Genomic DNA, 23,053 nt, shown 5'->3' with positions numbered 1-23,053 from the left:
TCAGGAAAGGGGACAATAATGACAAAAACAACCAGGGTTATCTCCTGGACAGCCGGGATTTTCTTGTTGTTGATCGTGGTCGCCATCATCATTATCGCGACGTTCGACTGGAATCGTCTCAAGCCGACCATCAACCAGAAGGTCTCAGCAGAGCTAAACCGCCCCTTCGCGATACGCGGGGATTTGGGCGTCGTGTGGGAACGGCAGAAACAAGAAACCGGCTGGCGAAGCTGGGTGCCGTGGCCGCATGTGCACGCCGACGATATTATTCTGGGCAATCCACCGGATATTCCTGAAGTTACGATGGTTCACCTGCCACGCGTAGAAGCGACGCTTGCACCGCTTTCGCTGCTGGCTAAAACCGTCTATCTGCCGTGGATCAAGCTCCAGCAGCCTGATGCGCGGCTTATCCGCCTCTCCGAAAAAAACAATAACTGGACGTTTAATCTCGCCAGCAGCGACGAGAAAGATGCCAATGCACAACCCTCTTCATGGTCTTTCCGTCTCGACAATATTCTGTTCGATCGCGGACGGATCGCGATTGACGATAAGGTCAGCAAGGCCGACGTGGAGATCCTGGTCGATCCGCTAGGGAAACCGTTGCCGTTTAGCGAAGTGACCGGCAGCAAAGCCAAAGGGGATAACACTAAGGTCGGTGACTATGTGTTCGGACTGACCGCGAAAGGGCGTTACAACGGCCAGCCGCTCACTGGCAGCGGTAAAATTGGCGGAATGCTGGCGCTGCGCAGCGAAGGAACTCCCTTCCCGGTGCAGGCCGATTTTCGCTCCGGCAATACGCGAGTGGCCTTCACCGGCACGGTGAACGATCCGATGAATATGGGCGGCGTCGATTTGCGACTGAAATTTGCCGGCGACTCGCTGGGCGCGCTGTATGAGCTGACCGGCGTTCTGCTGCCGGACACGCCGCCGTTTGAGACTGATGGCCATCTGGTCGCGAAAATCGATACCAAAAAATCGTCGGTGTTTGACTACCGGGACTTCAACGGTCGCATTGGCGACAGTGACATCCACGGTTCACTCACTTACACCACCGGTAAACCGCGTCCGAAACTTGAAGGCGAGATGGAATCGCGCCAGCTACGTCTTGCCGATCTGGGGCCGCTAATTGGCGTCGATTCAGGTAAAGGGACGAAATCAAAAGAGGTGAAAAAGGACATCCAGCCTGCGGGTAAGGTGCTGCCTTACGATCGCTTTGAAACCGATAAATGGAACGTGATGGATGCCGATGTACGATTTAAGGGGCGGAAAATCGAGCATGGCAGCACGCTGCCGATAAGCGATCTCTCTACGCATATCATCCTTAAAAATGCCGATCTTCGCCTGCAACCGTTGAAATTTGGCCTGGCGGGAGGGACTATTTCGTCGAACATCCACCTTGAAGGCGATAAGAAGCCGATGCAGGGACGGGCGGATATTCAGGCGCGCAGGCTGAAACTTAAAGCGCTGATGCCCAACGTTGAACTGATGCAGAAAACGCTCGGTGAAATGAACGGCGATGCGGATATCCGCGGCGTCGGTAATTCCGTGGCGGCGCTGCTGGGGAGTAGTAACGGGAATCTGAAACTGCTGATGAATGATGGGCTTATCAGCCGCAACCTGATGGAAATCCTCGGACTGAACGTTGGTAACTTTATCATCGGGCAAATTTTCGGTGACGATGAGGTTCGGGTGAACTGTGCGGCGGCGAATCTGGATTTGGTTAACGGCGTGGCGCGTCCGCAAATTTTTGCTTTCGACACGGAAAACGCGGTGATCAACGTGACGGGAACCGCCAGCATGGCCTCTGAGCAGCTTGATTTGACCATCGACCCGGAAAGTAAAGGATTCCGCATTATCACCCTGCGCTCGCCGCTTTATGTGCGAGGCACCTTCAAAAATCCACAGGCAGGTGTTAAAGCCGGGCCGTTGATTGCGCGTGGTGCGGTGGCGGCAGCCCTTGCGACGCTCGTTACCCCTGCGGCGGCGCTGCTGGCGCTGATTTCGCCATCGGAAGGGGATACAAACCAGTGCCGGAACATCTTGTCGCAGATGAAGAAATAAAAATGCCGGGTAGCGCTAACGCTTACCCGGCCTACGGAAGTCGCAGGTTTTGTAGGCCGGGTAAGGCATAGCCGCCACCCGGCATTCAGAGGCTACGTTACAGCGATTAATGCCGTAGCCCGGCCGAACGAACATGACGCCGGGAATGCCCCGGAGTCGGAGCTAGAGCTCCTCGTCCGGGCTACGGAATAGTGATTGATGCGGTAGCCCGGCCGAACGAACGTGACGCCGGGAATGCCCCGGAGTCGGAGCTAGCGCTCCTCGTCCGGGCTACGTGATAGCGATTGATGCGGTAGCCCGGCCGAACGAACGTGACGCCGGGAATGCCCCGAAGTCGGAGCTAGCGCTCCTCGTCCAGACAACTTTATAGTGATTGGTGCTTCGTTTCGTGCGTCAACAGCAAGGCAATCAGCGTCAGCGCCGCCATGGCCGCCAGATAAACCCCGACGTAGAACAATCCATAGCTGCTCTGCAACCAGGCCGCGATATACGGTGCTACCGATGCGCCGAGAATGGAGGCCACGTTATACGAGAACGATGCCCCGGTATAGCGTACTTCCGTAGGGAACAGTTCTGGCAACAATGCGCCCATTGGGCCGAAAGTGAGGCCCATCAGGCTCAACCCGACCAGCAGATACAGCATAATCAGCGCCGGATTACCGGAACCCAGCAGCGGCTCAAAGAAGAACAGGGCAAAAGCGATAATCAAGCAGGTGATGACGATCATGCTAGGTCGACGACCAAAGCGGTCTGCTAACAGGCCCGCAATCGGCACCATCACGCCAAATCCGATAACCGCTAACATTAACATCCACAGCACTTCATTACGCGGCAGGCCCAGCCCGTTAGGCGCGGCGGCGGTGCTGTAGGTCATCGAATAGACGGTCATGATATAGAACAGCGTATAGGTCGCCAGCATGATGAAGGTGCCGAGCACCGTCACCCGAACGTGCTTACTGAGCAGGGTGCCCATCGGCACTTTAACCTGTTTTTTAGCGGCGGCGACTTTGGCAAAGACCGGCGTTTCATGCAGCGAAACGCGCACATAAAGGCCAATCAGCACCAGAACCGCAGAGAAAATAAAGGGAATACGCCAGCCCCAGGTCATAAACTGCTGGTCGGTCAGAAGCCAGGAGAGCAGCAGGAAGGTTCCGTTGGCAAAGAAGAAGCCAATTGGCGCACCTAACTGTGGGAAAGAACCGTACAGCGCGCGCTTACGCGGCGGCGCGTTCTCGGTAGCCAGCAGCGCCGCACCGCCCCATTCACCACCCAACCCCAGACCCTGGCCAAAACGCGCCAGCGCCAGCAGCATCGGTGCCAGAATGCCAATCGAATCATAGGTAGGCAGCAGGCCGATCAAGACGGTGGAGATCCCCATGGTCAGCAGCGATGCGACCAGAGTGACCTTGCGCCCCACGCGGTCGCCAAAGTGACCGAAGAGTGCGGAACCGATTGGGCGTGCGACGAAAGCAATCGCGAACGTTGCCAGCGATTGCAGCGTTGCCGCGGTAGGATCGCCCTGTGGGAAGAAGATATGCGGGAACACGATAACCGCGGCGGTGGCGTAAATATAGAAGTCGAAGAACTCAATGGCGGTGCCAATGAGTGAGGCCACGACGACCTTATTGCGCGAGTTAACCGGAGCGGAAGCCTGTTCGTTATCGAGTGTTGTGCTGGTCATAGTCTTTTCTAATATTTATAGCGAACGAAGGGCCATATTAGACATAGCAAAAGCGACATTTCAATCTGTAACGAGATTGTAAAAACAGGCAAAAATAACGAAAGAGTGGATAATTTTTATACCAGAAGAATATGAAACATGAAATGCTTCACATTTTTTGTGGAATAGATGATAAAGCTGGTTTTTGGTTAAATAAAAGTTACGGCCTGGATTTATATGCTGAAATGGCGAGTTGGGCCGAAATTTTCAGCCCAACCCTGCGATTAGCTGTGGGTTTTCCCCGGCATTCTTGGGTCGTCTTTATATTCTGCGGTGGCAATCCAGGCCGCACAGAAGAGGGTCAGACGCGCAAAGAAGTAGAAGAAGGCCATCAGTCCGAGAACGGAACCAAACGCCGCGCCGGAGGGTGACTTCACAAGCGTAGGCAATGTCCACGTCATGATGATTTTAATCACCTCAAAGCCGATAGCGGCGAGCAGAGTACCGCGAATCAACGCCTTCTTACGCGGACGATGACGCGGTAGTCGCCAGAAAATCCAGAAGAACAGCAGGTAGTTGGCGAAAATAGAAATCACCAGGCCAATCAGCCGCCAGGCGGGTTTGAGCCATTCAATGTAATCAAGATACAGCGCTGAGATGATCAGCTGCTGGGCAGAACCGGCTACCGACGTAATCGACAGCGTGATAATTAAGGCGATAAGCAGACCAATCAGCGACACGAAATCACGTAGGTACTTAATCCACAGTTTTTCCTCATCTTGAGGTGTGCGTTCCCACACGTCACGCGACTGTGCACGAATAGCCTCGCGCAGGTTGCCCATCCAGTTCACCCCGGAATAGAGCGCAATGCCCAGCCCGACCAGCCCAACGGTAGTACGCTGCTGCACGGCGGTGTTGATGGTGCTTTTCAGCGTCGTGGCAAGCGTAGGGTCACTGACGTTATCGAGAATTTTATTGAAAATATCCTGCAATAGCGTGGGGTGCGACGCGAGGATAAACCCGGCGGCGGCGAACGACACCATCATAATCGGGATCATGGAGAGGAATGAGAAATAGGTTATTGCGGCACCAAACTGGTTCCCCATCCGGTCGTTAAAGCGCTCGGCGGCGCGAATCAGGTGAGCGATAACCGGACGGCGCTGGATCTTCTGCGCCGTACTGGTGACGGTATCCAGCGCTTGGCTGGCCTTTTGCTGTAGACGTTTGTCGTTGTTTTCCGACGTCATCAGGGAGATTTTCCTTTTAATTGCTTTTACTTAAGTATAGAGCAAAACCCGGCGGCGCTGCGCCTGGACGAGCTACATCCGGTAGATACGGTAGCCCGTCCAGGCGCAGCGCCGCCGGGGCAGGCTCCGATACCAAATTCAATCAACGTAATCCTGCAACACGCCCGTTAACCACTCCATCAACAGATGCACCCGGCGCGACAGATTGCGGCGATGCGGATAAATCAGCGACACCGGCATGGGCTGTGCGCGGTACTGTGGCAGGATTTGCACTAGCTTGCCGCTGCGCAGCGCTTCACGTACTCCGACGCGCGGAACCTGAATAATCCCGAGTCCCGCAAGACACGCCGCGTGGTAAGTCTCGGTACTGTTTACCGTCAGCACGCCACCGGTTTTGACCCACTGCGTGTCATTGTCTCTCGCCACCTCAAAGCCCTGCGGACGCACGCCAATATTAGTTGTGTAGTGTACTAATGCATGGCTGCTGAGATCTTCCAGCGACTCCGGGGTGCCAAAACGCGCCAGATACGCGGGGCTCGCACAGTTGATGATGGCAAGCTTGCCAAGCGGTCTGGCGATAAGCCCGGAGTCCTTAAGCGTACCGACGCGCACCACACAGTCAAAGCCTTCACGAATGACATCCACCAGGCGGTCGCTGCTGCTCAGTTCCAGCTCCAGCCCCGGGTACTGCTGCAAAAATTCCGGTAGCCGAGGGATAACCACATTTTTGGCCATGGCGACCGGCATATCCACGCGCAGCCGCCCGCTCACGCTGCTGGGATCGGCCTGAAACATGCTGTCCAGCTCATCAAGGTTACTCAGCAGGTCTTTGGCGCGCTCGTAATACACCATTCCATCCTGGGTTAACAACACGCGGCGCGTTGTGCGGTGCAAAAGACGACAGCCCAGATGATTCTCCAGCGCCTGAATTTGCCGCGATACGCTACCTTTAGGAATACCCAATGTGTCCGCCGCACGGGTAAAACTTTCCAGCTCCGCCACGCGGATGAACAGCTGCATTGCGTGAATTTTATCCATCGAAACGACCCATTGTTGTTCTGGATGAGACAGTGAAGCGCTCGAGGCGCTATTTATTGTTTTTTTATCACCTAATAAGCTTGTTCTCAACGAACACGCCATCTGAAATGAGGTTTCTATGTCCCAACGTATAGCGTTAGTCACCGGCGGCAGCCGTGGATTAGGTAAAAACGCGGTGCTTAAGCTCGCCGCTGCCGGTGTAGATATTATTTTTACCTACCGTAGCCAGCAGGATGCGGCGCGGGATGTTGTCGCCGAAATTGAGAAAACAGGCGCGAAAGCGGTGGCATTGCAGCTGAATGTCAGCGATATTGCGAGCTTCTCTGAATTCGCGCAACAGGTGAAAGTGCAGCTGAAAAAAGAATGGGGACGCGATAGCGTTGATTACTTAGTGAACAACGCCGGGATTGGGCTGTACGCGCCGTTTGCTGAGACTTCAGAAGCTATGTTCGACGAGCTGATGAACATTCATTTTAAAGGTCCATTTTTCCTCACCCAGCAGCTTCTGCCGTTAATCGCTGACGGCGGACGTATTCTCAACGTCTCAACCGGTCTTGCCCGTTTCGCGCTACCGGGTTACGCGGCCTATGCGTCAATGAAAGGGGCGATGGAAGTTCTGACGCGTTACCAAGCCAAAGAGCTGGGTGCGCGTGGCATTTCGGTCAACAGCATTGCGCCAGGCGCCATTGAAACCGACTTCGGCGGAGGCCATCTGCGCGACAATGAAGAGCTGAACCGGTATGTGGCTTCGCAAACAGCGCTGGGACGTACCGGTTTACCGGATGATATTGGTGAGGCAATTGTGGCGCTGCTCAGCGATAATCTGCACTGGATGACCGCGCAGCGCATTGAAGTTTCAGGCGGCATGTTCCTGTAACACCCGACATGGCATTGCCTCAGTGATGAAGGGGCAGTGCTACTTATCGTGCTAAAATAAGTCCTGTTCAGGACTTATTGCTTTTTGCGTTTCCCGCTATGCGGGAAATGATCTATATTTTGCTCATTAAATATTATTCAAAACCCCCGCTTTTAATCCTTTCCTTAATGACGATGTGATGAGTGATGTGAATGCGTAATTGCGACGAGGCGGTTGTAAGCATTCATAATTGTGATATTTAGATTATCCCGTTTCTACGTAGAATGCCCCAGGCCAAACGGCGAGTTCTTATTTTATGCCGCGAGGATTACTCTTCCGGTCATTAGAGAACAGTTTATTTTTTAATGGGGAAACCGTTATGCAGGTAGTCATCTTTGACAGGCAGTCAATATTTATTCATGGAATGAAAATCAGCTTACAGGAACATATTCCAGGAATTGATATCTCTGCTGTTAGTCAGGCAGATGACCTGTGGCGGCAGTTGTTACGCCACCCGGATGCACTTTTGATCCTGGATGGTGAAATGGACCACGGCTTTTGCCAGTGGTTATTGCAGGAAAAACATCAGCAGTTTCCTGACTCTAAGGGCATCATCGTTGCCAACGAATATAATCGTAGCTGGCTGAGCGACATGATGGCCTACAACGTCCAGGCCATTATTGCCAGGGATGCCAGTATTGAGGTCTTTGTGCAGACCATCAAAAGCGTCATGCGGGGGTTGATGTGCTTACCGGGCGACTGGCGGATGGAATATGAACAGGAAAAACGCGGGCTGGATAATCTCAGCCAACGCCAGCGGGAAATATTAGCGCTGCTGGCGAATGGTGAATCGAATAAAGAGATTAGCCGTGCCCTAAATATCAGCGCGGGCACCGTCAAGGCGCATCTGGAATCGTTATACCGACGCCTGGACGTGAAAAATCGGACTCAGGCAGCCATGCTACTCAATAATCGTAACGTCTCGCAGACCGCCGGTCTGGAATAAAGCAGACTCAGCCTGGCGCTGTCCGGCCAGGCTACTTTCCCTCTCTCCTTCACGCTGCCACTCCGCGAGCGCTCGATTCATATCCCCGTGATTAATCCAGTAAACGATAGGTGATTGCTGCACGGCTTCCGGCCCGAGGCTAAAGGCAAGCGAGAGCAGGGCATCGAACTGGTTCTGGGTCAGCGGTACGCGAATACATTGCCGCAGCACCTGCTGATAGTAATCGACATCCGCCTGAAAAAGCGCCTCCGCCTGCTGCGGGGTTAGCGGCGCATCGAAGTACTCGCGATCGCGGATCAGATGGCCATAACCAATGAGCCACAGATTAGCGGCATCCTGATATTTTTCGAGCGACAGCCCTTGGTAACGTTTAATAAATTCAAGCCCATACAGGCTGGGGTAGACGGCAGAAAGTGGCATCTTTTATCCTCAATTAGCAGGAGGTGAAGTGTAAAAGAACGCCCTTAGCGCGACTATTAGCCGGATGTCGGTGAATTATCATACTCATGACTAAGTAGGCCAAAAAGCCAATCGTTATGCCATTTTCCCGCCAGCTGGTAGCTTTCACGTAGCTCCCCCTCAAGTCTGAAGCCTATTTTCTCAAGCGTATGCCGGGAGGCTATATTGCCCACGGTGACCGTCGCGGTTAAGCGACGAATGCCCCCCTGGCTGAACGCGTAATCACATACGGCGCGCAGTGACTCGCTGCCATAGCCCTGACCCTGCGCCTGGGGTGAAAATAAAAAGCCTACTTCCGCGCAATCTGTCTCCCGATGAATATAGCCCGTGACGCCAAGCGGCACATTTTGCTTATCACGCACGACCAAACACAGCCAATGCGCAGCTCCCGGCTTCCAGGGTAGGAGTCGGGAATCGAAGGTTTCACGGATATCGTGCTCGCTTCGATTATCCGCCACATAGCGCATCACCTGCGGATGCTGCTGCAACGCCAGAAAAAACGGCCAGTCACTTTCGGTAATCAGGGAACAATTTAAACGTGCGGTGGTGAGCGCGGTCATAATTTCACATTCTCAACGTCAGGAGAGGACTGTTAATTTGCCTGATTTGCTCTATGGTGTAACGATAAAAATAACAAAATAACAACATGTTAATCTGAAGGCTAAATGGCCTTGTTGTTGATTAAGGAAATCGAAGATGCCGATGTCATCGCATCAGGTCAGTCAGCAATTTGAGCATTGCCTGAGCGTGATCCGCCAGGCCTCTATCGAAATTTTGACGCTACTGAAAATGAGGGTCACCGAAGGCAAGGATCCTCGCTGGTTTCTCGAGCAGCTTGACCAGGCGCGCCTGAACCTCGGCGGCTGGGGAGTCGTTGCGAAACGCTTGCAGATTAATGACAGCCAGTTGAGCGAATTTATGCTTCAGCTGCGCCACCTTCAGCAAGGCACTGCGTCCTACGAGCAGGGCGTGGCGGCGACAGAGAATCAATTGATTGCCGCCCAGCGTTTTATTGTGACGCTTGAACAGCTTAAACAACAGCAGCCGTTGCTGACGTTTAATACCCACTATGCCAGCGATGCCGAGCAGCGACAGGAAATGGCGCAGCGGCAGATTCGCACCATAGAGCTTGTGATAAATGGCTTGATTAGCCGGGTATGGCCAGACGCTGCGCATCTTCATCATTACCTGAAGTCCCATTTCGATGCGCACGATGTCGCACGCTGGCAGGCGCAAAGCCCGACAGGCGAGATCCTTGACGGAATGTCATTTAGCGAGCGGGCATTACTGATTGTCGATAAAAAGGCTTTCTCCCGTCACTACGCCTCGCTGTTTAACTCAGGCGCGGCGCTAACCTTTCTCGCAGAACAGCGGCTGACGCTGCATACCTTTCTGGATGATATCCGGCGGATGCGCAATAAGCTGCTGGCCCAGATACCGCTTACCGAGATGGAATGCCTGCTACTTGAGCACTACACGCAGCAGATTACCGCCCCCGTGCAGCGGGCCTATGAGCAAGGTCGGGTGCGGGTGAATCCCGCCAGCCTGATGAGTGCGGACGGTAGCGAAGTGCAGCACTTCTGGGAACAGGCGATGGAGGCGGCGCAAGCCTGGGGGCCGGATGCCCGGTCAATCGCTGATGGCATTGAAAAGCAGTATCGTAAAATTCAGGCGCGAACGGATGCGCGCGAAAAACTGATTGCGGGCGTACTGTGGGGCGCCGTCGGCGTGACGCTATTCGGCATAACGCTTGGCGGTGTGAGTCTCCTGACGTCTACACCGCAGCCTCAGGCATCCGTTGAGCCGCGCGACGACATCGCCCTGCGTGAGCCCGCCGTCACCCCGCCGCCTTCCCCGCGCGAAATCCTGGCGCGCCGTGGGATCACCTGGGACAACAATGGGCTACGTTCGGCAATTGATCGCAATGACATTGAGGTCAGCACACTGTTTTTACGCGGTGGCATGAACTGGCAATTGGCCTGGACAGATCACGCGATGTCATCACAACACGAAGCGGTCTTGAATTTGTTATTGCGCTATCGCCAGCAGATGGATGAACCAAAACCCTGCCGTCGCTTCATAAATACGCTCACGCACGAGCTATCTCAGGGCGCGCAGCTAACCGCCATCCGCAAATCCTATCTGCAAACTTTCTGCACGCAACCGGCGGTGGTTGCACGGCAGCGGCTTGCGGTGGAGAACGCCGAGAAGCGCAGTAGAGCGGTTGGCGATGCGCAAAGTAAGAACAGGCTAATGATACAAAAATCGATCTATGAGGTGATTCGATAAACAGGTTGCGCTACGCGAAATCGGCTAAGAACACCCCCGTACCTCAGCGTTTTTCCCGTAGCGCAATTCGAATCAAATCAGGCGGTAATGTGCGTCTGGCTTCATTTTGGCCGGCACCATGCTGTCGTTGAGCATTTCCCGCAAATCGATCTCTATCGCATTACAAATTGCGCTGAGCGGCAGGTCGTTGTCCTCGGTGCCGAACGGATCTTCCAGTTCGGTGGCAATAGCATCAAGCGCCAGCAAGGCGTAGGTGGTGAAAATAGAAAACAGCAGCGTCAGAAAGCCGAAATCGTGGATCAGCAGCAGCGGATACACGGCGCAAAAAATGCCCACCGTGCGATGCAGCAGCAACGAGTAGGCATAGGGAATTGGCGTATTGCTGATTCGCTCGCAGCCGCCCTGGATGGTGCTTATCTGATTGAGGTAGGTATTGAAATTACGGTACACAAACTCATTCGGGCGATGCAGGTAAAGCCAGCGCCCGATTTCTTGCAATAGCGCGTTACAAGGCGTGGTGAGGTGCTGATAGTTCAGTGCACGCGACACCGGCACCGGTCCGTGGCGGAGTTTGGCTTTCAGCGTCATACAGTAGGTGACCATCAAATCGAGCACCACCTGTTTTTCTTCGCGACGAGTTTGCGTGGTGTTGATTATCTCCCGCATCAGTGAGCGGTTGACGATCAATAGATCGCCCCACAGTTTCCGCGCCTCCCAAAAGCGTAGCCATGCCGTATTGTTACGAAAACCGAGGAACACCGAGATCGAAATAGAAATGCCGATGAAATAGAACGAACTCTCTTTGGCAATAATCCCGCGCAAATGTAATATCGGCAGCGTGAACAGATAGACGATGTTAAGCACGATAAAAAAACAGAGCTGCGGCGATATTTTTCGCATAATCGACCCGCGCCATGAAAACAATTTCCTGAACCAGGTTTGCTCCGGCCTGACAATCATGATTAGGCCTTATCCTGCGACAGCGCTAAAATGGTGTCGTAAACCACCTGCAGGCGTTCCAGATAGTGTGCAAAGACCTGTGCTTTATCATTCACCGGGATGGTGCGGTCGAGATTGCCGTTGACATCAATACAGGAACCTTGCAGTTCAATGTTGCCAAGCTCTTCCGACACCACCTGAAAATCTATACGCACCTCGCCAAACACGCGTGAGCGGATGATATTGATATTGACGCCACCAAAGACGTTCACGCTCAATCGCCCTTTTTCACTCGGCTGAACCTGATGGTGATAAAGCCGCTCGGTAGCAGTAATTTGCGTGATTAACTCCATGGAATAGGTATTCCAGTATTTATCCATTTTGTTTTTATGACTGAAAATTTGGTTGGATTTTTCTTCCAGAGAAATCGAGCTATTCATTATCGTATGCTTATTCATAGAGGGGGTTGGAAAATATTTGATGCCACCGATTCACGTCACTTCGCGCTATCGACAGTACATCGACCGGGCTTTAAATCTCCACGAATATAAAATACCATAATTCAACGAGAGGCGTCGGGTCACAAAAGGTCAATAATAAAGTAGCTAGCATCTGCCTATTATTAGTTATTAAGATAATCAATCGGGGTTATTTTATTTATAAAACTAGCGAAAGGTTAATAAAGACGTTAGCAAGCTGAGTAAAAACGGTATATTTCTGTCATGATATTATGACCAGAGAGTGACAGCAGAAATTTAAAAACGGTCGGCCCTCAACCAAAAGGAAGAGGGCCGTCGGGTGATTAATCCAGCTGGATACGCGCAACGCTATCCAACCCTTTAGTTGAATAATCTTTATTGAAATCTTGCTTCAGGGTCACAAACAGCGTTTTGCCATCGTCTGAAAGCAGTAGGCTGTTTGGACGGCTGGTGAAGTCCCAGCTTTGCTTCACGGCGTAGCTGGTGGCATCCAGACGCAGCACTTTTTTCGATTCACGCTGGCTGATAAAAATTTCATTACGTTGTGCGTCGAACTTAATGCCCAGCGCGTCGCCGTCGATACGCTTCACGACTTTGCCCGTGTGCTCATCAAACACCAGCGTGGTTTTGGCTTTAGAGTCGTCGGTGACGAACAGGCGACCAGTTTTTGGATCTTCGGCCATGTTCAGCAACAGGTACTCTTTACCGTCGCCCGGCGTCCAGCGCTGTTCAATTTTGTAGCTTTGCGGGTTTATCACCAGCACTTCGCCTGCGCCGTTGGTGGCATAAATACGCTTGGTCAGCGGCGAATAGATAATCCCGGTGACCCATTTACCTGCGTTATCAATACGCCCCTTCAGGGTCATGGTTTTGGCATCAACAATCGAGATAAAACCAGGCTCTGCCACGCGACCAATAAACAGCAGGCCGTCGTGGAATAACACTTCACGCGCGCCCGTTGGATCGCCGTCTTTATCTTTTTTGCCGTCCAGCACTAATCGCTGAAGGACTTTCCCGCTTTTAGCATCGACCTTTGAAACTGCGCCATCCAGGGAATTGGTGGTGTAGAACACTTTGCCATTGTCATCGACCGCCATACCGAAGTTTTTCAGGTCGGTATGCGTTGTGCCTTTAGTGGCAAGCGTTGCCGGGTCGAGGCGGTAAATGACGCCCCCGTTTACATCCTTGAAGCTCTGCGCACTGGCAACATACAGCGCTTTCTGGGCTGATACATACGCCATTTCATACAAGCCATCACCCAGCTCGCGCTGATTTACGGAGGTGGCGGTCTTTAGCGCTGCCGCGTTCTCGGCGGGCTGTGCGTTCTCGGCAGCGGCAGGCAGGGCGGTCAGGGAAAAAGCGGCCATTAACGCGACGCCGAGCGCCGTTTTACGCGGGCTGAATAACGATACCATTCGAAACTCCATCATTGGATAAGCGATTCCCGCAAGAGGTCACCCTGAACGGGATAGTTTTAATAAGAATGAGAATAATAATTATTTATAAAAAATGAGCAAATCAGTTGCGTGTGTCAGGCGGTAATATCCGCCTGCAACAGGCTTTTCATTACGCTATTTTTGCGGTGACATGGCTGGAATAAGCATGTAATGCACTGATAAATAATATGTATACATTTGCTTACATTTAACTGACAAAACCGCCTGTGTTATTTAAAGCGAGTAATTATCATTAGCATTCTCATTTGTTGCCGTTATCGCTTTTTATGCAAGTTAAATGCTTACAGAAATTCTGGGTATTTTTCGCGGCTTTAAGCGCAAGGGTTTTCACTCACAATTACAAGATCTGATGGGAATACTTATGCATTTTTATGGCAGGGAAATCAGCGGCAGACCGCTTACCGTTTCACTTTTGGCGCTGGTCATTCACGGTTTTATCCAGCAAGCGCACGCGGAAGAAAAAAGCCAGGAAATGGTGGTGTATGGCAGCACCGACAATGCTGTGGATGAACAGCAGGATTATGCGGTGAAAACCACTCATGCGGGCACCAAAATGGAAATGGCCCCGCGCGATATCCCACAGTCTGTTACCGTGGTGACGCGTCAGCGGATGCAGGATCAGGATCTGCAAACCGTGGACGATGTGCTGACCAACGCAACCGGTGTTTCATCACAACAGATAGACTCCGAGCGTACCTATTTCTACTCACGTGGCTTTGAGATCACCAACTTCTCTTACGATGATATTCCAACCTCAATTGGCGATGCGTGGAACTATGGCGATGCGGCGGCTGATACCGCTATCTATGACCGAATAGAAGTCGTGCGTGGAGCCAATGGCCTGATGACCGGCGCCGGTGATCCGGGGGCCACGGTGAATATGGTGCGTAAACGGGCTGACAGCAAAACGGCGACCGGCAATATCAGCGCCAGTTACGGTAGCTGGAATACTCAGCGCTACGTGGCCGATCTCTCTACGCCGCTTAATGCTGACGGCAGCCTGCGTGGTCGCATTGTCACCGGCTATCAGGATCAGGACAGCTGGCTCGACCGCTATCATAAAACCAAGAAGTTTCTCTACGGCGTGGTGGATGCTGACCTGACCGACAACACCACCGTGTCATTGGGCTGGGACTATCAGAAATCCAACACCGGCAATCCGACCTGGGGTGGTTTGCCAAGCCTGTTTAGCAACGGTACGCGCACCCATTACGACCGCAGCACCAACACGGCGGCAGACTGGACGCGCTATCAGGTTGAATCGCGCAAGGTTTTCGTTGACCTGACCCACAATTGGGATAACGGCTGGTCATATCGCTTCAATGGTACCCACGGTGAGCAGACCTTCAACGATACACTGTTATATGTCATGGGGAACCCGGATGCCGATACCGGCGAAGGCGCAACCGGCTGGGGCAGCAAAGACAAAGGCAAACGTACCGTGGATTCTTTCGATACCTATGCCAATGGGCCATTCACGCTGCTCGGACGCCAGCATCAACTGATGGCCGGTGCCAGCTACAGTCGCCAGCATAATGCGACCGAAAGTCAGGACGGGCCGATGGAAGCCAGCCAAATCGGCATTTTCGACAACAACTGGAACGGGAGTGTGTCGCAGCCAACGTGGGGCGACTGGTATCAGAATGCCAATGATATCGTCCGCCAGAAATCGACCTACACTGCGGTACGCTTATCACTGGCCGATCCGCTTTCATTGATTTTTGGCGCGCGTTACACCCAGTACAGCACCGACGGCAGCAGCGGCGATATGCGCAAGTACAACACCACGCCTTACGGCGGACTGGTGTATGACCTGACCGAAAGCCTGTCAGCCTACGCCAGCTATACCTCGATTTTTGCGCCACAAACCAAGCGTTCCGTTGACGGTAAATGGTTGTCGCCGATTACCGGCAAAAACTACGAAACCGGCCTGAAAGCTGACTGGATGGACGGGCGCTTAACCACCAACCTTGCGGTATTTCGTATCGAGCAAGAAAACGTTGCGGAAGCGATAAGCGGTGAGTTCGTCAACGCCAGCAGCGAGCAGGCCTATCGCGCGACCAGCGGTGCGGTGAGTAAAGGCGCAGAGTTTGAGGTGAATGGTGCGGTGACCGATAACCTGCAGCTGACCTTTAGCGCGACGCGCTTTGTCGCGCAGGATAGCGATGGCCGTTACAACAGCTTTGCGCCGCAAACGCAGCTCAAGCTGTTCAGCCGTTACCGGGTTCCGGTTATGCCAGAGCTGACGATTGGCGGCGGGGCAAACTGGCAAAATGGCGTGTACAAGGATGTGACCGGGCCAGATGGCGAGACGCAGCGCCTCCATCAGAGCAGCTACCCGCTGGTGAGCCTGTTTGCTCAGTATCAGGTGACCAAAGCGCTGGCGGTGCAGGCCAACGTCAACAATCTGTTTGACCGCGAGTACTACTCTTATCTGGATGATTCTGCGGTCTACGGTGAGCCGCGTAACGTCTCGGTCAGTATGAGCTACGCGTTCTAATTTGCACTTGTTGCCTGATGGCGCTGCGCTTATCAGGCCTACCGGCTAATGTAGGCCGGATAAGGCTTTAGCCGCCATCCGGCAACCCGCGCCGGATGATAAAAAGCCAGACCGAAGTCTGGCTTTTTATCATCCGCTCTCCACGCTTAGCGCATGGTCACAAACTCTTCTGCCCCGGTTGGGTGAATCGCTACGGTGTTATCAAAGTCTTTCTTCGTCGCGCCCATTTTCAGCGCCACGGCGAAGCCTTGCAGCATTTCATCCATACCGTAACCAATACCGTGAATACCGACAATCTTCTCTTCTGGCCCCACGCAAACCAGCTTCATACGGCAAGGCTGGCGGTGTGAGGTGACGGCGGTGTACATGGCGGTAAAGGACGATTTATAGACCTTCACCGCATCGTCGCCGTACTGCTCACGCGCCTGCGGTTCCGTTAAACCAACGGTGCCGATTGGCGGGTGGCTAAAGACTACGGTCGGAATATTGCTGTAGTCCAGATGCTCGTCCGGCTTGTTGTTAAACAGGCGCTCAGACAGGCGACGACCAGCGGCAACCGCCACCGGCGTCAGCTCCACGGCCCCGGTGTTATCACCAACCGCGTAAATACCTGCAACGTTCGTATTCTGGAATTTATCGACGACGATATAGCCTTTATCGTTGGTTTTCACACCCGTTGCCGCCAGGTTGAAATCATCGGTAGCAGGTTCACGACCAATTGCCCAAATCAGGCAATCGACGGTCTGGCTGCGACCATCTTCCAGTTCGAGCGTCAGGCTGCCATCGGCATTTTTGACCACCGCTTTCGGCAGGGCGTTGGTATGCAACTGCGGGCCTTCGGCGTTCATCACTTCAACCAGCGTCTCGACGATCAGCGGATCAAAGCTGCGCAGCGGCGCATGTTTACGCACGAACAGGTGAGTCTCAGCGCCCAGGCCATTAATCACGCCCGCCAGCTCAACGGCAATATAGCCCGCGCCAACGACCGCAACGCGTTTTGGTAACGCGGGCAGTTCAAAGAAACCGTTGGAGTCGATACCAAATTCAGCACCCGGAATGTGCGGATGGCTTGGACGGCCACCGGTGGCGATCAGGATATGATCGGCGGTGATCGTTTCCCCATTCACTTCAACGGTTTTCGCATCGACAAAACGGGCAAAGCCTTTAATCACATCAACCTTATTCTTACCCAAAACGTTGTCGTAAGAGGTATGAATACGGTCAATATAGGCGGTACGGCTGGCAATCAGCTTGTCCCAGTCGAAGTGATTGATGGTGGTATCAAAACCGTAATCCGGGCCATACAAATGGATGGCTTCGCGAATTTGCGCGGCATGCCACATCACTTTCTTCGGTACGCAACCGACGTTGACGCACGTACCGCCAAGGTCTTTGGCTTCAATTAACGCGCACTTCTGGCCATACATAGCCGCACGGTTAATCGAGGCGATACCGCCGCTGCCGCCGCCGATGGCGATGTAATCGTAATGTTTGGTCATGGGCGCTCCTCAAACGTTCAATGTCGGACGGGTAGGCATCGTGCCACTCGTCAAAATACACGCGATTGTATACCTGAAATCAATAGGTTCCACCGATGTCTGCGATTACTCCGGCACGATCCAGTTGACCAGCGTATGGCCAATTCCGCTCGGAACCAGTTTGCTGTGCAGCCACGGCAGCACATTGTTCATCTGCGCTTCCAGCTTCCATGGTGGATTGATAACAATCATGCCGGAAGCGGTCATGCCGCGCTGATCGCTGTCCGGGCGAACCGCCAGCTCAATCTGCAAAATTTTACGGATGCCGGTGGATTCGAGATCTTTAATCATGCGCTTGATCTGCGCGCGCAACACGACGGGATACCACAGCGCATAGGTGCCGGTGGCAAAACGTTTGTAACCTTCATGAATACCGGCAACCACCGCCTGATAATCGGATTTAATCTCGTACGGCGGGTCGATAAGGATCAGGCCGCGACGCGAGGCGGGCGGAAGTTTGGCTTTTAGCTGCTGGTAGCCGTCGGACTTTGCCACGCGCGCGCGGTTGTCTTTCTGGAATTCGGAACGCAGCAGCGGGAAATCGCTTGGGTGCAGTTCGGTCATCTCGAGGCTGTCCTGCTCGCGAAGCAACTGGCGGGCAATGAGCGGTGAACCCGGGTAGTAGCGCAGCTGGCCGCTACGGTTGAAGTGCTCCAGCACGGAGATGTACGGCTTCAACTCTTCCGGCAGGTCATCCTGCTGCCAGATACGGGCGATACCTTCCAGATATTCACCGGTACGCTCGGCGTGCTCGCCGCTCAGCTGATAACGGCCTGCACCGGCGTGGGTATCCAGATAGAGAAACGGTTTTTCTTTCTCTTTGAGTGATTCAATGATCAGACTCTGAACGGTATGTTTTAGGACGTCGGCGTGGTTGCCAGCGTGAAAGCTGTGGCGATAACTGAGCATGGATGCAGAGATTCCGGGAATTAAACAAGATAACCGACAGTTTACCGCAGAACGGGGCAGATTACCGCTTTTGCGCTCTATCCTGCGCGGGAGAGGTTATCATCCGGTGCTAACATTGAAATTCACCCAACTATCCCCCATTCTAGATCTATCGCTAAAGCGCCGATGAGCGCTTCATTTCTTTCTTAGACCAGGATGTGCATATGACCAATCCATTACTGACGCCCTTCGAACTTCCGCCGTTTTCCCAAATTCAACCAGAGCATGTCGTCCCAGCCGTCACGAAAGCGCTGAACGATTGCCGTGAAAATGTGGAGCAGGTGGTTGCACAAGGCGCGCCGTACACCTGGGAAAACCTCTGCCAGCCGCTGGCGGAAGTGGACGATGTGCTGGGGCGTATCTTTTCGCCAATTAGCCACCTGAACTCGGTCAAAAACAGCCCGGAACTGCGCGAAGCCTATGAGCAGACGCTGCCGCTGCTGTCTGAATACAGCACCTGGGTTGGGCAAAATGAAGGGTTATACCAAGCCTATCGCGACCTGCGCGAGGGCGATAACTACGCCACGCTGAGCCAGGCACAGAAGAAAGCGGTAGATAACGCGCTGCGTGATTTTGAACTCTCCGGTATTGGTCTGCCAAAAGACAAACAGCAGCGCTATGGCGAAATCGCTACCCGCCTGTCTGAACTTGGCAACCAGTACAGCAACAACGTGCTCGACGCCACCATGGGCTGGACGAAGTTAGTCTCCGACGAAGCTGAACTTGCCGGGATGCCGGAAAGCGCGCTGGCGGCTGCAAAAGCACAGGCCGAAGCGAAAGAGCAGGAAGGTTATCTGCTGACGCTGGATATCCCAAGCTACCTGCCGGTGATGACCTACTGCGACAACCAGGCGTTGCGTGAAGAGATGTATCGTGCCTATTCCACCCGTGCGTCAGACCAGGGGCCGAATGCGGGCAAATGGGATAACAGCCCGGTGATGGAAGAGATCCTCGCCCTGCGCCACGAACTGGCGCAATTGCTCGGCTTTGAAAGCTACGCCTTTAAATCACTCGCCACCAAAATGGCCGAGAACCCGCAGCAGGTGCTCGATTTCCTGACTGACCTTGCCAAACGCGCGCGCCCACAGGGTGAGAAAGAGCTGGCCCAGTTACGTGCTTTTGCCAAAGCCGAATTTGGCGTGGACGAACTGCAACCGTGGGATATCGCGTACTACAGCGAGAAACAAAAACAGCACCTGTACAGCATCAGCGACGAACAGCTGCGTCCTTACTTCCCGGAAAACAAAGCGGTTAACGGCCTGTTTGAAGTGGTTAAGCGCATCTACGGTATCACCGCCAAAGAGCGTACGGATGTTGACGTCTGGAACCCGGAAGTACGCTTCTTCGAACTGTACGACGAAAACAACGAACTGCGCGGCAGCTTCTATCTTGACCTGTACGCCCGCGAGCACAAGCGCGGCGGGGCGTGGATGGACGACTGCGTCGGCCAGATGCGTAAGCTCGACGGCACGCTGCAAAAACCAGTCGCTTACCTGACCTGTAACTTCAACCGTCCGGTCAGCGGCAAGCCTGCGCTGTTTACCCACGATGAAGTCATTACCCTGTTCCACGAGTTCGGTCACGGCCTGCATCATATGCTGACCCGTATCGAAACCGCGGGCGTGTCCGGCATCAGCGGGGTACCGTGGGATGCGGTCGAGCTGCCGAGCCAGTTTATGGAAAACTGGTGCTGGGAGCCGGAAGCGCTGGCATTTATCTCCGGTCACTTTGAGACCGGCGAGCCGCTGCCAAAAGAACTGCTGGATAAAATGCTGGCGGCGAAAAACTATCAGGCAGCGCTGTTTATTCTGCGCCAGCTGGAGTTCGGCCTGTTCGACTTCCGTCTGCATGCGGAATTCAGTCCGCAGCAGGGGGCGAAAATCCTCGAGACTCTGGCCGAGATTAAAAAGCAGGTTGCCGTGGTGCCGGGCCCAAGCTGGGGTCGCTTCCCGCATGCGTTCAGCCATATCTTTGCGGGCGGCTATGCGGCCGGTTACTACAGCTATCTGTGGGCCGACGTGCTGGCGGCGGATGCCTTCTCTCGCTTTGAGGAAGAGGGGATCTTTAACCGTGAAACCGGTCAATCGTTCCTCGATAACATCTTAACGCGCGGGGGCTCTGAAGAACCGATGGCGCTGTTCAAACGCTTCCGTGGCCGTGAGCCGCAGCTTGACGCGATGCTGGCCCATTACGGCATCAAGGGCTGAATACCGGCGTGAAAATTTGTTTACTTGATGAAACGGGCGCCGGAGACGGCGCCTTATCTGTTCTGGCCGCCCGCTGGGGGCTCGAACACGATGAAGACAACCTGATGGCGCTGGTCATGACGCCAGCGCATCTGGAGCTGCGTAAACGCGATGAACCGAAGCTTGGTGGGATCTTTGTCGATTTCGTCGGCGGTGCAATGGCGCACCGGCGTAAATTCGGCGGCGGTCGTGGCGAAGCGGTGGCGAAAGCCGTTGGCGTGAAAGGCGATTATCTGCCGGACGTCGTGGATGCAACGGCGGGGCTAGGACGCGATGCGTTTGTGCTGGCCTCGGTGGGCTGTCGCGTGCGGATGCTGGAACGTAATCCGGTGGTGGCGGCGCTGCTCGACGATGGTTTAGCGCGCGGTTATACCGATGCGGAAATTGGCCCGTGGTTGCAGGCGCGTTTGCAGCTGATTCATGCCTCCAGCCTGACGGCGTTAACCGATATCACCCCGCGTCCACAGGTGGTGTATCTTGACCCGATGTTCCCACATAAGCAAAAAAGCGCGCTGGTTAAAAAAGAGATGCGCGTGTTTCAGTCGCTGGTGGGGCCGGACCTGGATGCCGATGGGTTACTCGAACCGGCGCGTCAGCTGGCGACCAAACGCGTGGTGGTGAAGCGCCCGGATTATGCGCCGCCGCTGGCGGACGAGGCGACACCGAACGCGGTGGTGACCAAAGGGCATCGGTTTGATATTTATGCGGGGACGGCGGAGTAGTTTTCCCCCTCACCCTAGCCCTCTCCCCAAAGGGGAGAGGGGACCGATCGAGCTTGCAGGATGATGTGTTTTCTACCCCGCCCGAAAGGGGATGGTTTTCCCCCTCGCCCCTTTGGGGAGAGGGCCGGGGTGAGGGGAGCGCTCTCGCTCAGACTGACGTAAACGGCGCCCGTTGTAGGCCGGATAAGGCGTTAGCCGCCATCCGGCATTACTGATTACACAAACGGCGCCAGCGGATCCGCAATCTCAAATGCCACCGCACGATCCGCCTTCGGCGGGTAAATCAGCTCGCTGACAATCGAGACCTTGAGCTTTTTCGCCTCCTCCCGCGTCAGTTTCACCTGCTGATCCCAGCCCTCGCTGTAAACCGCACCCCACGCGCCCAGATCCAGACAGGTCACGTACATCTCCTGGCGATACGGCAGCGGCGCCACGTTCAGCAGGCTGGCCGCAACGTTATTACCGGCAAACTTACCCAGCAAAATGGCGTGCTGGCAGGTCATTAACGCATGGTTGCCTTTATCGTCGGTGGCGGCGTAGGCCACATCACCGGTCGCATAGATATCTTCATGACCCACAACCTGAAGATTTGCATTCACGTGCAGACGCCCCTGACGGTCACGCGGTGCTTCAATCTGCGTCGTCAGACCGTTAGCCTGCACGCCCACGGTCCAGATAACCGTCTGTGAGTGGATCTTTTGCCCGTCTTTCAACGTCACGCCGGAAGCGTCAACGCTCTCGACTTCGCTATTCACCATCCACTCAACGCCAAGCCCCGCCGAGGCCTCGGCAATAACATCGCGCAGCTCCTGGCTCCAGCGCGCACCCGGCTGTGCGCCGCGCTCAACTACGACAACTCTGGTCTTAGCATCCGCGCCGAGAATGTCGCGCAGACGGCCCGGCAGTTCCAGCGCCATCTCAATACCGGTAAAGCCGCCGCCGCAGACCACGACGGTGTTACGTGCTTCGCTCTCCGGTTGTTCAGCCAGACTTTTAAGATGCTGCTCCAGTACGGCTGCACTCTCGAGCTGATCGAGGTCGAACGCATGCTCGGCGGCACCGGCAACCATGTTGCGGTTTACGTGGCTGCCGCTGGCCAGTACCAGGCGATCATAGCGGCGCAGGCGACTCTCGCCGTTAGCATCTTTCCAGCTGACTTCTTTAGAGGCCGGAAGGATTTGCTCGACGGTACCCCGCAGGAAGTTAACGCCGGTGACGTCGAACAACGGCTGTAGTGGCGCTACCAGCGTCTCGACGGCGCTTTCATAAAAACGGGGACGCACGCGCAGCTCTGGCTGGGGTGCAATCACCGTAATATCAATAGATTGCTGATTTTTATCCGCCAGACGCGCGGCGCTCAGTGCGGCCCACATGCCGGCAAAGCCTGCACCGACGATCAGAATTTGTTTACGCATTGTATGTTCTCACTGGTGACTACGATTTATTTACTCGGATTTTATTGGTCGTAGTTAGTGATTGCAATGTGAATCTGTTTTGTCCTGCTGATAAAGTCGGTTATTTTTATCTATGTGCATGATAAATAATTAATTAAATTTATTAGTGAACGGTTTTGATTTCGAGCGTATGGAATGTGCATTCTGAAAAAGC

At 54.1% G+C, this 23,053-nt stretch carries 18 protein-coding genes; 7 read left to right on the top strand and 11 right to left on the bottom strand.

Annotated features, from left to right (window positions below; all coding sequences use genetic code 11):
• The first annotated feature begins 18 nt into the window (after positions 1 to 18).
• A complete protein-coding gene (locus ACIPDS_RS14245; protein ID WP_400736979.1) occupies positions 19 to 2,061 on the top strand; it encodes an AsmA family protein in 2,043 nt (680 codons plus the stop codon).
• Positions 2,062 to 2,425: 364 nt separating this feature from the next.
• Here ACIPDS_RS14245 and ACIPDS_RS14240 read toward each other — a convergent pair whose 3' ends face one another.
• The 3 genes from ACIPDS_RS14240 to ACIPDS_RS14230 all read right to left on the bottom strand — a co-directional run bounded on the left by ACIPDS_RS14240 (position 2,426) and on the right by ACIPDS_RS14230 (position 6,006).
• Positions 2,426 to 3,742, bottom strand: coding sequence for an MFS transporter (locus tag ACIPDS_RS14240; RefSeq protein ID WP_400736976.1), 1,317 nt, complete (start codon positions 3,740 to 3,742; stop codon positions 2,426 to 2,428).
• Between the two features lie 263 nt (positions 3,743 to 4,005).
• Entirely contained in the window at positions 4,006 to 4,968 is a 963-nt protein-coding gene (gene yhjD / locus ACIPDS_RS14235) for an inner membrane protein YhjD (protein ID WP_400736973.1), read from the bottom strand.
• Positions 4,969 to 5,106: 138 nt separating this feature from the next.
• Complete coding sequence (locus ACIPDS_RS14230) at positions 5,107 to 6,006, bottom strand: LysR family transcriptional regulator (RefSeq protein ID WP_400736970.1); 900 nt, start codon at positions 6,004 to 6,006, stop codon at positions 5,107 to 5,109.
• 118 nt (positions 6,007 to 6,124) lie between these two features.
• Here ACIPDS_RS14230 and ACIPDS_RS14225 point away from each other — a divergent pair, with 118 nt between their 5' ends.
• The gene (locus tag ACIPDS_RS14225) at positions 6,125 to 6,883 is read left to right on the top strand and encodes an SDR family NAD(P)-dependent oxidoreductase (protein WP_400736967.1); all 759 of its coding nucleotides are present in this window, start codon (positions 6,125 to 6,127) and stop codon (positions 6,881 to 6,883) included.
• A gap of 358 nt (positions 6,884 to 7,241) precedes the next feature.
• Positions 7,242 to 7,868, top strand: coding sequence for a LuxR C-terminal-related transcriptional regulator (locus ACIPDS_RS14220; protein ID WP_400736964.1), 627 nt, complete (start codon positions 7,242 to 7,244; stop codon positions 7,866 to 7,868).
• Here the strand turns inward: ACIPDS_RS14220 and ACIPDS_RS14215 are convergent.
• The gene (locus ACIPDS_RS14215) at positions 7,824 to 8,288 is read right to left on the bottom strand and encodes a lysozyme (protein WP_400736961.1); all 465 of its coding nucleotides are present in this window, start codon (positions 8,286 to 8,288) and stop codon (positions 7,824 to 7,826) included. The genes ACIPDS_RS14220 and ACIPDS_RS14215 overlap by 45 nt on opposite strands.
• Positions 8,289 to 8,344: 56 nt before the next feature.
• Entirely contained in the window at positions 8,345 to 8,887 is a 543-nt protein-coding gene (locus ACIPDS_RS14210; RefSeq protein ID WP_400736958.1) for a GNAT family N-acetyltransferase, read from the bottom strand.
• 136 nt (positions 8,888 to 9,023) lie between these two features.
• On the opposite strand from ACIPDS_RS14210, the gene ACIPDS_RS14205 reads away from it, so the two are divergent.
• On the top strand, positions 9,024 to 10,616 hold the full coding sequence (locus tag ACIPDS_RS14205) for an STY4199 family HEPN domain-containing protein (protein ID WP_400736955.1): 1,593 nt from the start codon (positions 9,024 to 9,026) through the stop codon (positions 10,614 to 10,616).
• A gap of 72 nt (positions 10,617 to 10,688) precedes the next feature.
• Here the strand turns inward: ACIPDS_RS14205 and ACIPDS_RS14200 are convergent, their stop codons facing one another.
• The 3 genes from ACIPDS_RS14200 to ACIPDS_RS14190 all read right to left on the bottom strand — a co-directional run bounded on the left by ACIPDS_RS14200 (position 10,689) and on the right by ACIPDS_RS14190 (position 13,449).
• Entirely contained in the window at positions 10,689 to 11,576 is an 888-nt protein-coding gene (locus ACIPDS_RS14200; RefSeq protein ID WP_166515356.1) for a bestrophin family ion channel, read from the bottom strand.
• A 2-nt stretch (positions 11,577 to 11,578) separates the two neighbouring features.
• Complete coding sequence (locus ACIPDS_RS14195; RefSeq protein ID WP_166515357.1) at positions 11,579 to 11,995, bottom strand: hypothetical protein; 417 nt, start codon at positions 11,993 to 11,995, stop codon at positions 11,579 to 11,581.
• A gap of 362 nt (positions 11,996 to 12,357) precedes the next feature.
• Entirely contained in the window at positions 12,358 to 13,449 is a 1,092-nt protein-coding gene (locus ACIPDS_RS14190; RefSeq protein ID WP_400736950.1) for a YncE family protein, read from the bottom strand.
• A 403-nt stretch (positions 13,450 to 13,852) separates the two neighbouring features.
• Here ACIPDS_RS14190 and fhuE point away from each other — a divergent pair, with 403 nt between their 5' ends.
• Entirely contained in the window at positions 13,853 to 15,991 is a 2,139-nt protein-coding gene (gene fhuE / locus ACIPDS_RS14185; RefSeq protein ID WP_400736947.1) for a ferric-rhodotorulic acid/ferric-coprogen receptor FhuE, read from the top strand.
• Positions 15,992 to 16,137: 146 nt separating this feature from the next.
• Here fhuE and gorA read toward each other — a convergent pair whose 3' ends face one another.
• Positions 16,138 to 17,490 (bottom strand): glutathione-disulfide reductase, encoded by a 1,353-nt coding sequence (gorA, locus tag ACIPDS_RS14180; RefSeq protein ID WP_400736944.1) that lies wholly within the window; start codon positions 17,488 to 17,490, stop codon positions 16,138 to 16,140.
• Positions 17,491 to 17,595: 105 nt separating this feature from the next.
• The gene (locus ACIPDS_RS14175) at positions 17,596 to 18,438 is read right to left on the bottom strand and encodes a 23S rRNA (adenine(2030)-N(6))-methyltransferase RlmJ (protein WP_166515361.1); all 843 of its coding nucleotides are present in this window, start codon (positions 18,436 to 18,438) and stop codon (positions 17,596 to 17,598) included.
• Positions 18,439 to 18,641: 203 nt separating this feature from the next.
• On the opposite strand from ACIPDS_RS14175, the gene prlC reads away from it, so the two are divergent.
• Complete coding sequence (prlC, locus tag ACIPDS_RS14170; protein ID WP_400736941.1) at positions 18,642 to 20,684, top strand: oligopeptidase A; 2,043 nt, start codon at positions 18,642 to 18,644, stop codon at positions 20,682 to 20,684.
• Positions 20,685 to 20,692: 8 nt separating this feature from the next.
• The gene (gene rsmJ, locus ACIPDS_RS14165; protein WP_400736939.1) at positions 20,693 to 21,445 is read left to right on the top strand and encodes a 16S rRNA (guanine(1516)-N(2))-methyltransferase RsmJ; all 753 of its coding nucleotides are present in this window, start codon (positions 20,693 to 20,695) and stop codon (positions 21,443 to 21,445) included.
• A gap of 215 nt (positions 21,446 to 21,660) precedes the next feature.
• On the opposite strand, the gene ACIPDS_RS14160 is transcribed toward rsmJ, so the two are convergent.
• A complete protein-coding gene (locus ACIPDS_RS14160; protein ID WP_400736936.1) occupies positions 21,661 to 22,860 on the bottom strand; it encodes an NAD(P)/FAD-dependent oxidoreductase in 1,200 nt (399 codons plus the stop codon).
• Positions 22,861 to 23,053 lie beyond the last annotated feature (193 nt).

It is taken from the genome of Kluyvera sp. NPDC087067 (assembly GCF_044745165.1).
Classification (GTDB): Bacteria; Pseudomonadota; Gammaproteobacteria; order Enterobacterales; family Enterobacteriaceae; genus Kluyvera.
Note: the sequence above shows the minus strand (reverse complement) of the source record. Positions and strands in the feature narration are given on the sequence as shown.

What these genes read in the sequence shown, in the direction of transcription:
- ACIPDS_RS14245 (WP_400736979.1), top strand. Translation starts at nt 19, where the DNA reads ATGACAAAAACAACCAGGGTTATCTCCTGGACAGCCGGGATTTTCTTG.
- ACIPDS_RS14240 (WP_400736976.1), bottom strand. Translation starts at nt 3,742, where the DNA reads ATGACCAGCACAACACTCGATAACGAACAGGCTTCCGCTCCGGTTAAC.
- yhjD (WP_400736973.1), bottom strand. Translation starts at nt 4,968, where the DNA reads ATGACGTCGGAAAACAACGACAAACGTCTACAGCAAAAGGCCAGCCAA.
- ACIPDS_RS14230 (WP_400736970.1), bottom strand. Translation starts at nt 6,006, where the DNA reads ATGGATAAAATTCACGCAATGCAGCTGTTCATCCGCGTGGCGGAGCTG.
- ACIPDS_RS14225 (WP_400736967.1), top strand. Translation starts at nt 6,125, where the DNA reads ATGTCCCAACGTATAGCGTTAGTCACCGGCGGCAGCCGTGGATTAGGT.
- ACIPDS_RS14220 (WP_400736964.1), top strand. Translation starts at nt 7,242, where the DNA reads ATGCAGGTAGTCATCTTTGACAGGCAGTCAATATTTATTCATGGAATG.
- ACIPDS_RS14215 (WP_400736961.1), bottom strand. Translation starts at nt 8,288, where the DNA reads ATGCCACTTTCTGCCGTCTACCCCAGCCTGTATGGGCTTGAATTTATT.
- ACIPDS_RS14210 (WP_400736958.1), bottom strand. Translation starts at nt 8,887, where the DNA reads ATGACCGCGCTCACCACCGCACGTTTAAATTGTTCCCTGATTACCGAA.
- ACIPDS_RS14205 (WP_400736955.1), top strand. Translation starts at nt 9,024, where the DNA reads ATGCCGATGTCATCGCATCAGGTCAGTCAGCAATTTGAGCATTGCCTG.
- ACIPDS_RS14200 (WP_166515356.1), bottom strand. Translation starts at nt 11,576, where the DNA reads ATGATTGTCAGGCCGGAGCAAACCTGGTTCAGGAAATTGTTTTCATGG.
- ACIPDS_RS14195 (WP_166515357.1), bottom strand. Translation starts at nt 11,995, where the DNA reads ATGAATAGCTCGATTTCTCTGGAAGAAAAATCCAACCAAATTTTCAGT.
- ACIPDS_RS14190 (WP_400736950.1), bottom strand. Translation starts at nt 13,449, where the DNA reads ATGGTATCGTTATTCAGCCCGCGTAAAACGGCGCTCGGCGTCGCGTTA.
- fhuE (WP_400736947.1), top strand. Translation starts at nt 13,853, where the DNA reads ATGCATTTTTATGGCAGGGAAATCAGCGGCAGACCGCTTACCGTTTCA.
- gorA (WP_400736944.1), bottom strand. Translation starts at nt 17,490, where the DNA reads ATGACCAAACATTACGATTACATCGCCATCGGCGGCGGCAGCGGCGGT.
- ACIPDS_RS14175 (WP_166515361.1), bottom strand. Translation starts at nt 18,438, where the DNA reads ATGCTCAGTTATCGCCACAGCTTTCACGCTGGCAACCACGCCGACGTC.
- prlC (WP_400736941.1), top strand. Translation starts at nt 18,642, where the DNA reads ATGACCAATCCATTACTGACGCCCTTCGAACTTCCGCCGTTTTCCCAA.
- ACIPDS_RS14160 (WP_400736936.1), bottom strand. Translation starts at nt 22,860, where the DNA reads ATGCGTAAACAAATTCTGATCGTCGGTGCAGGCTTTGCCGGCATGTGG.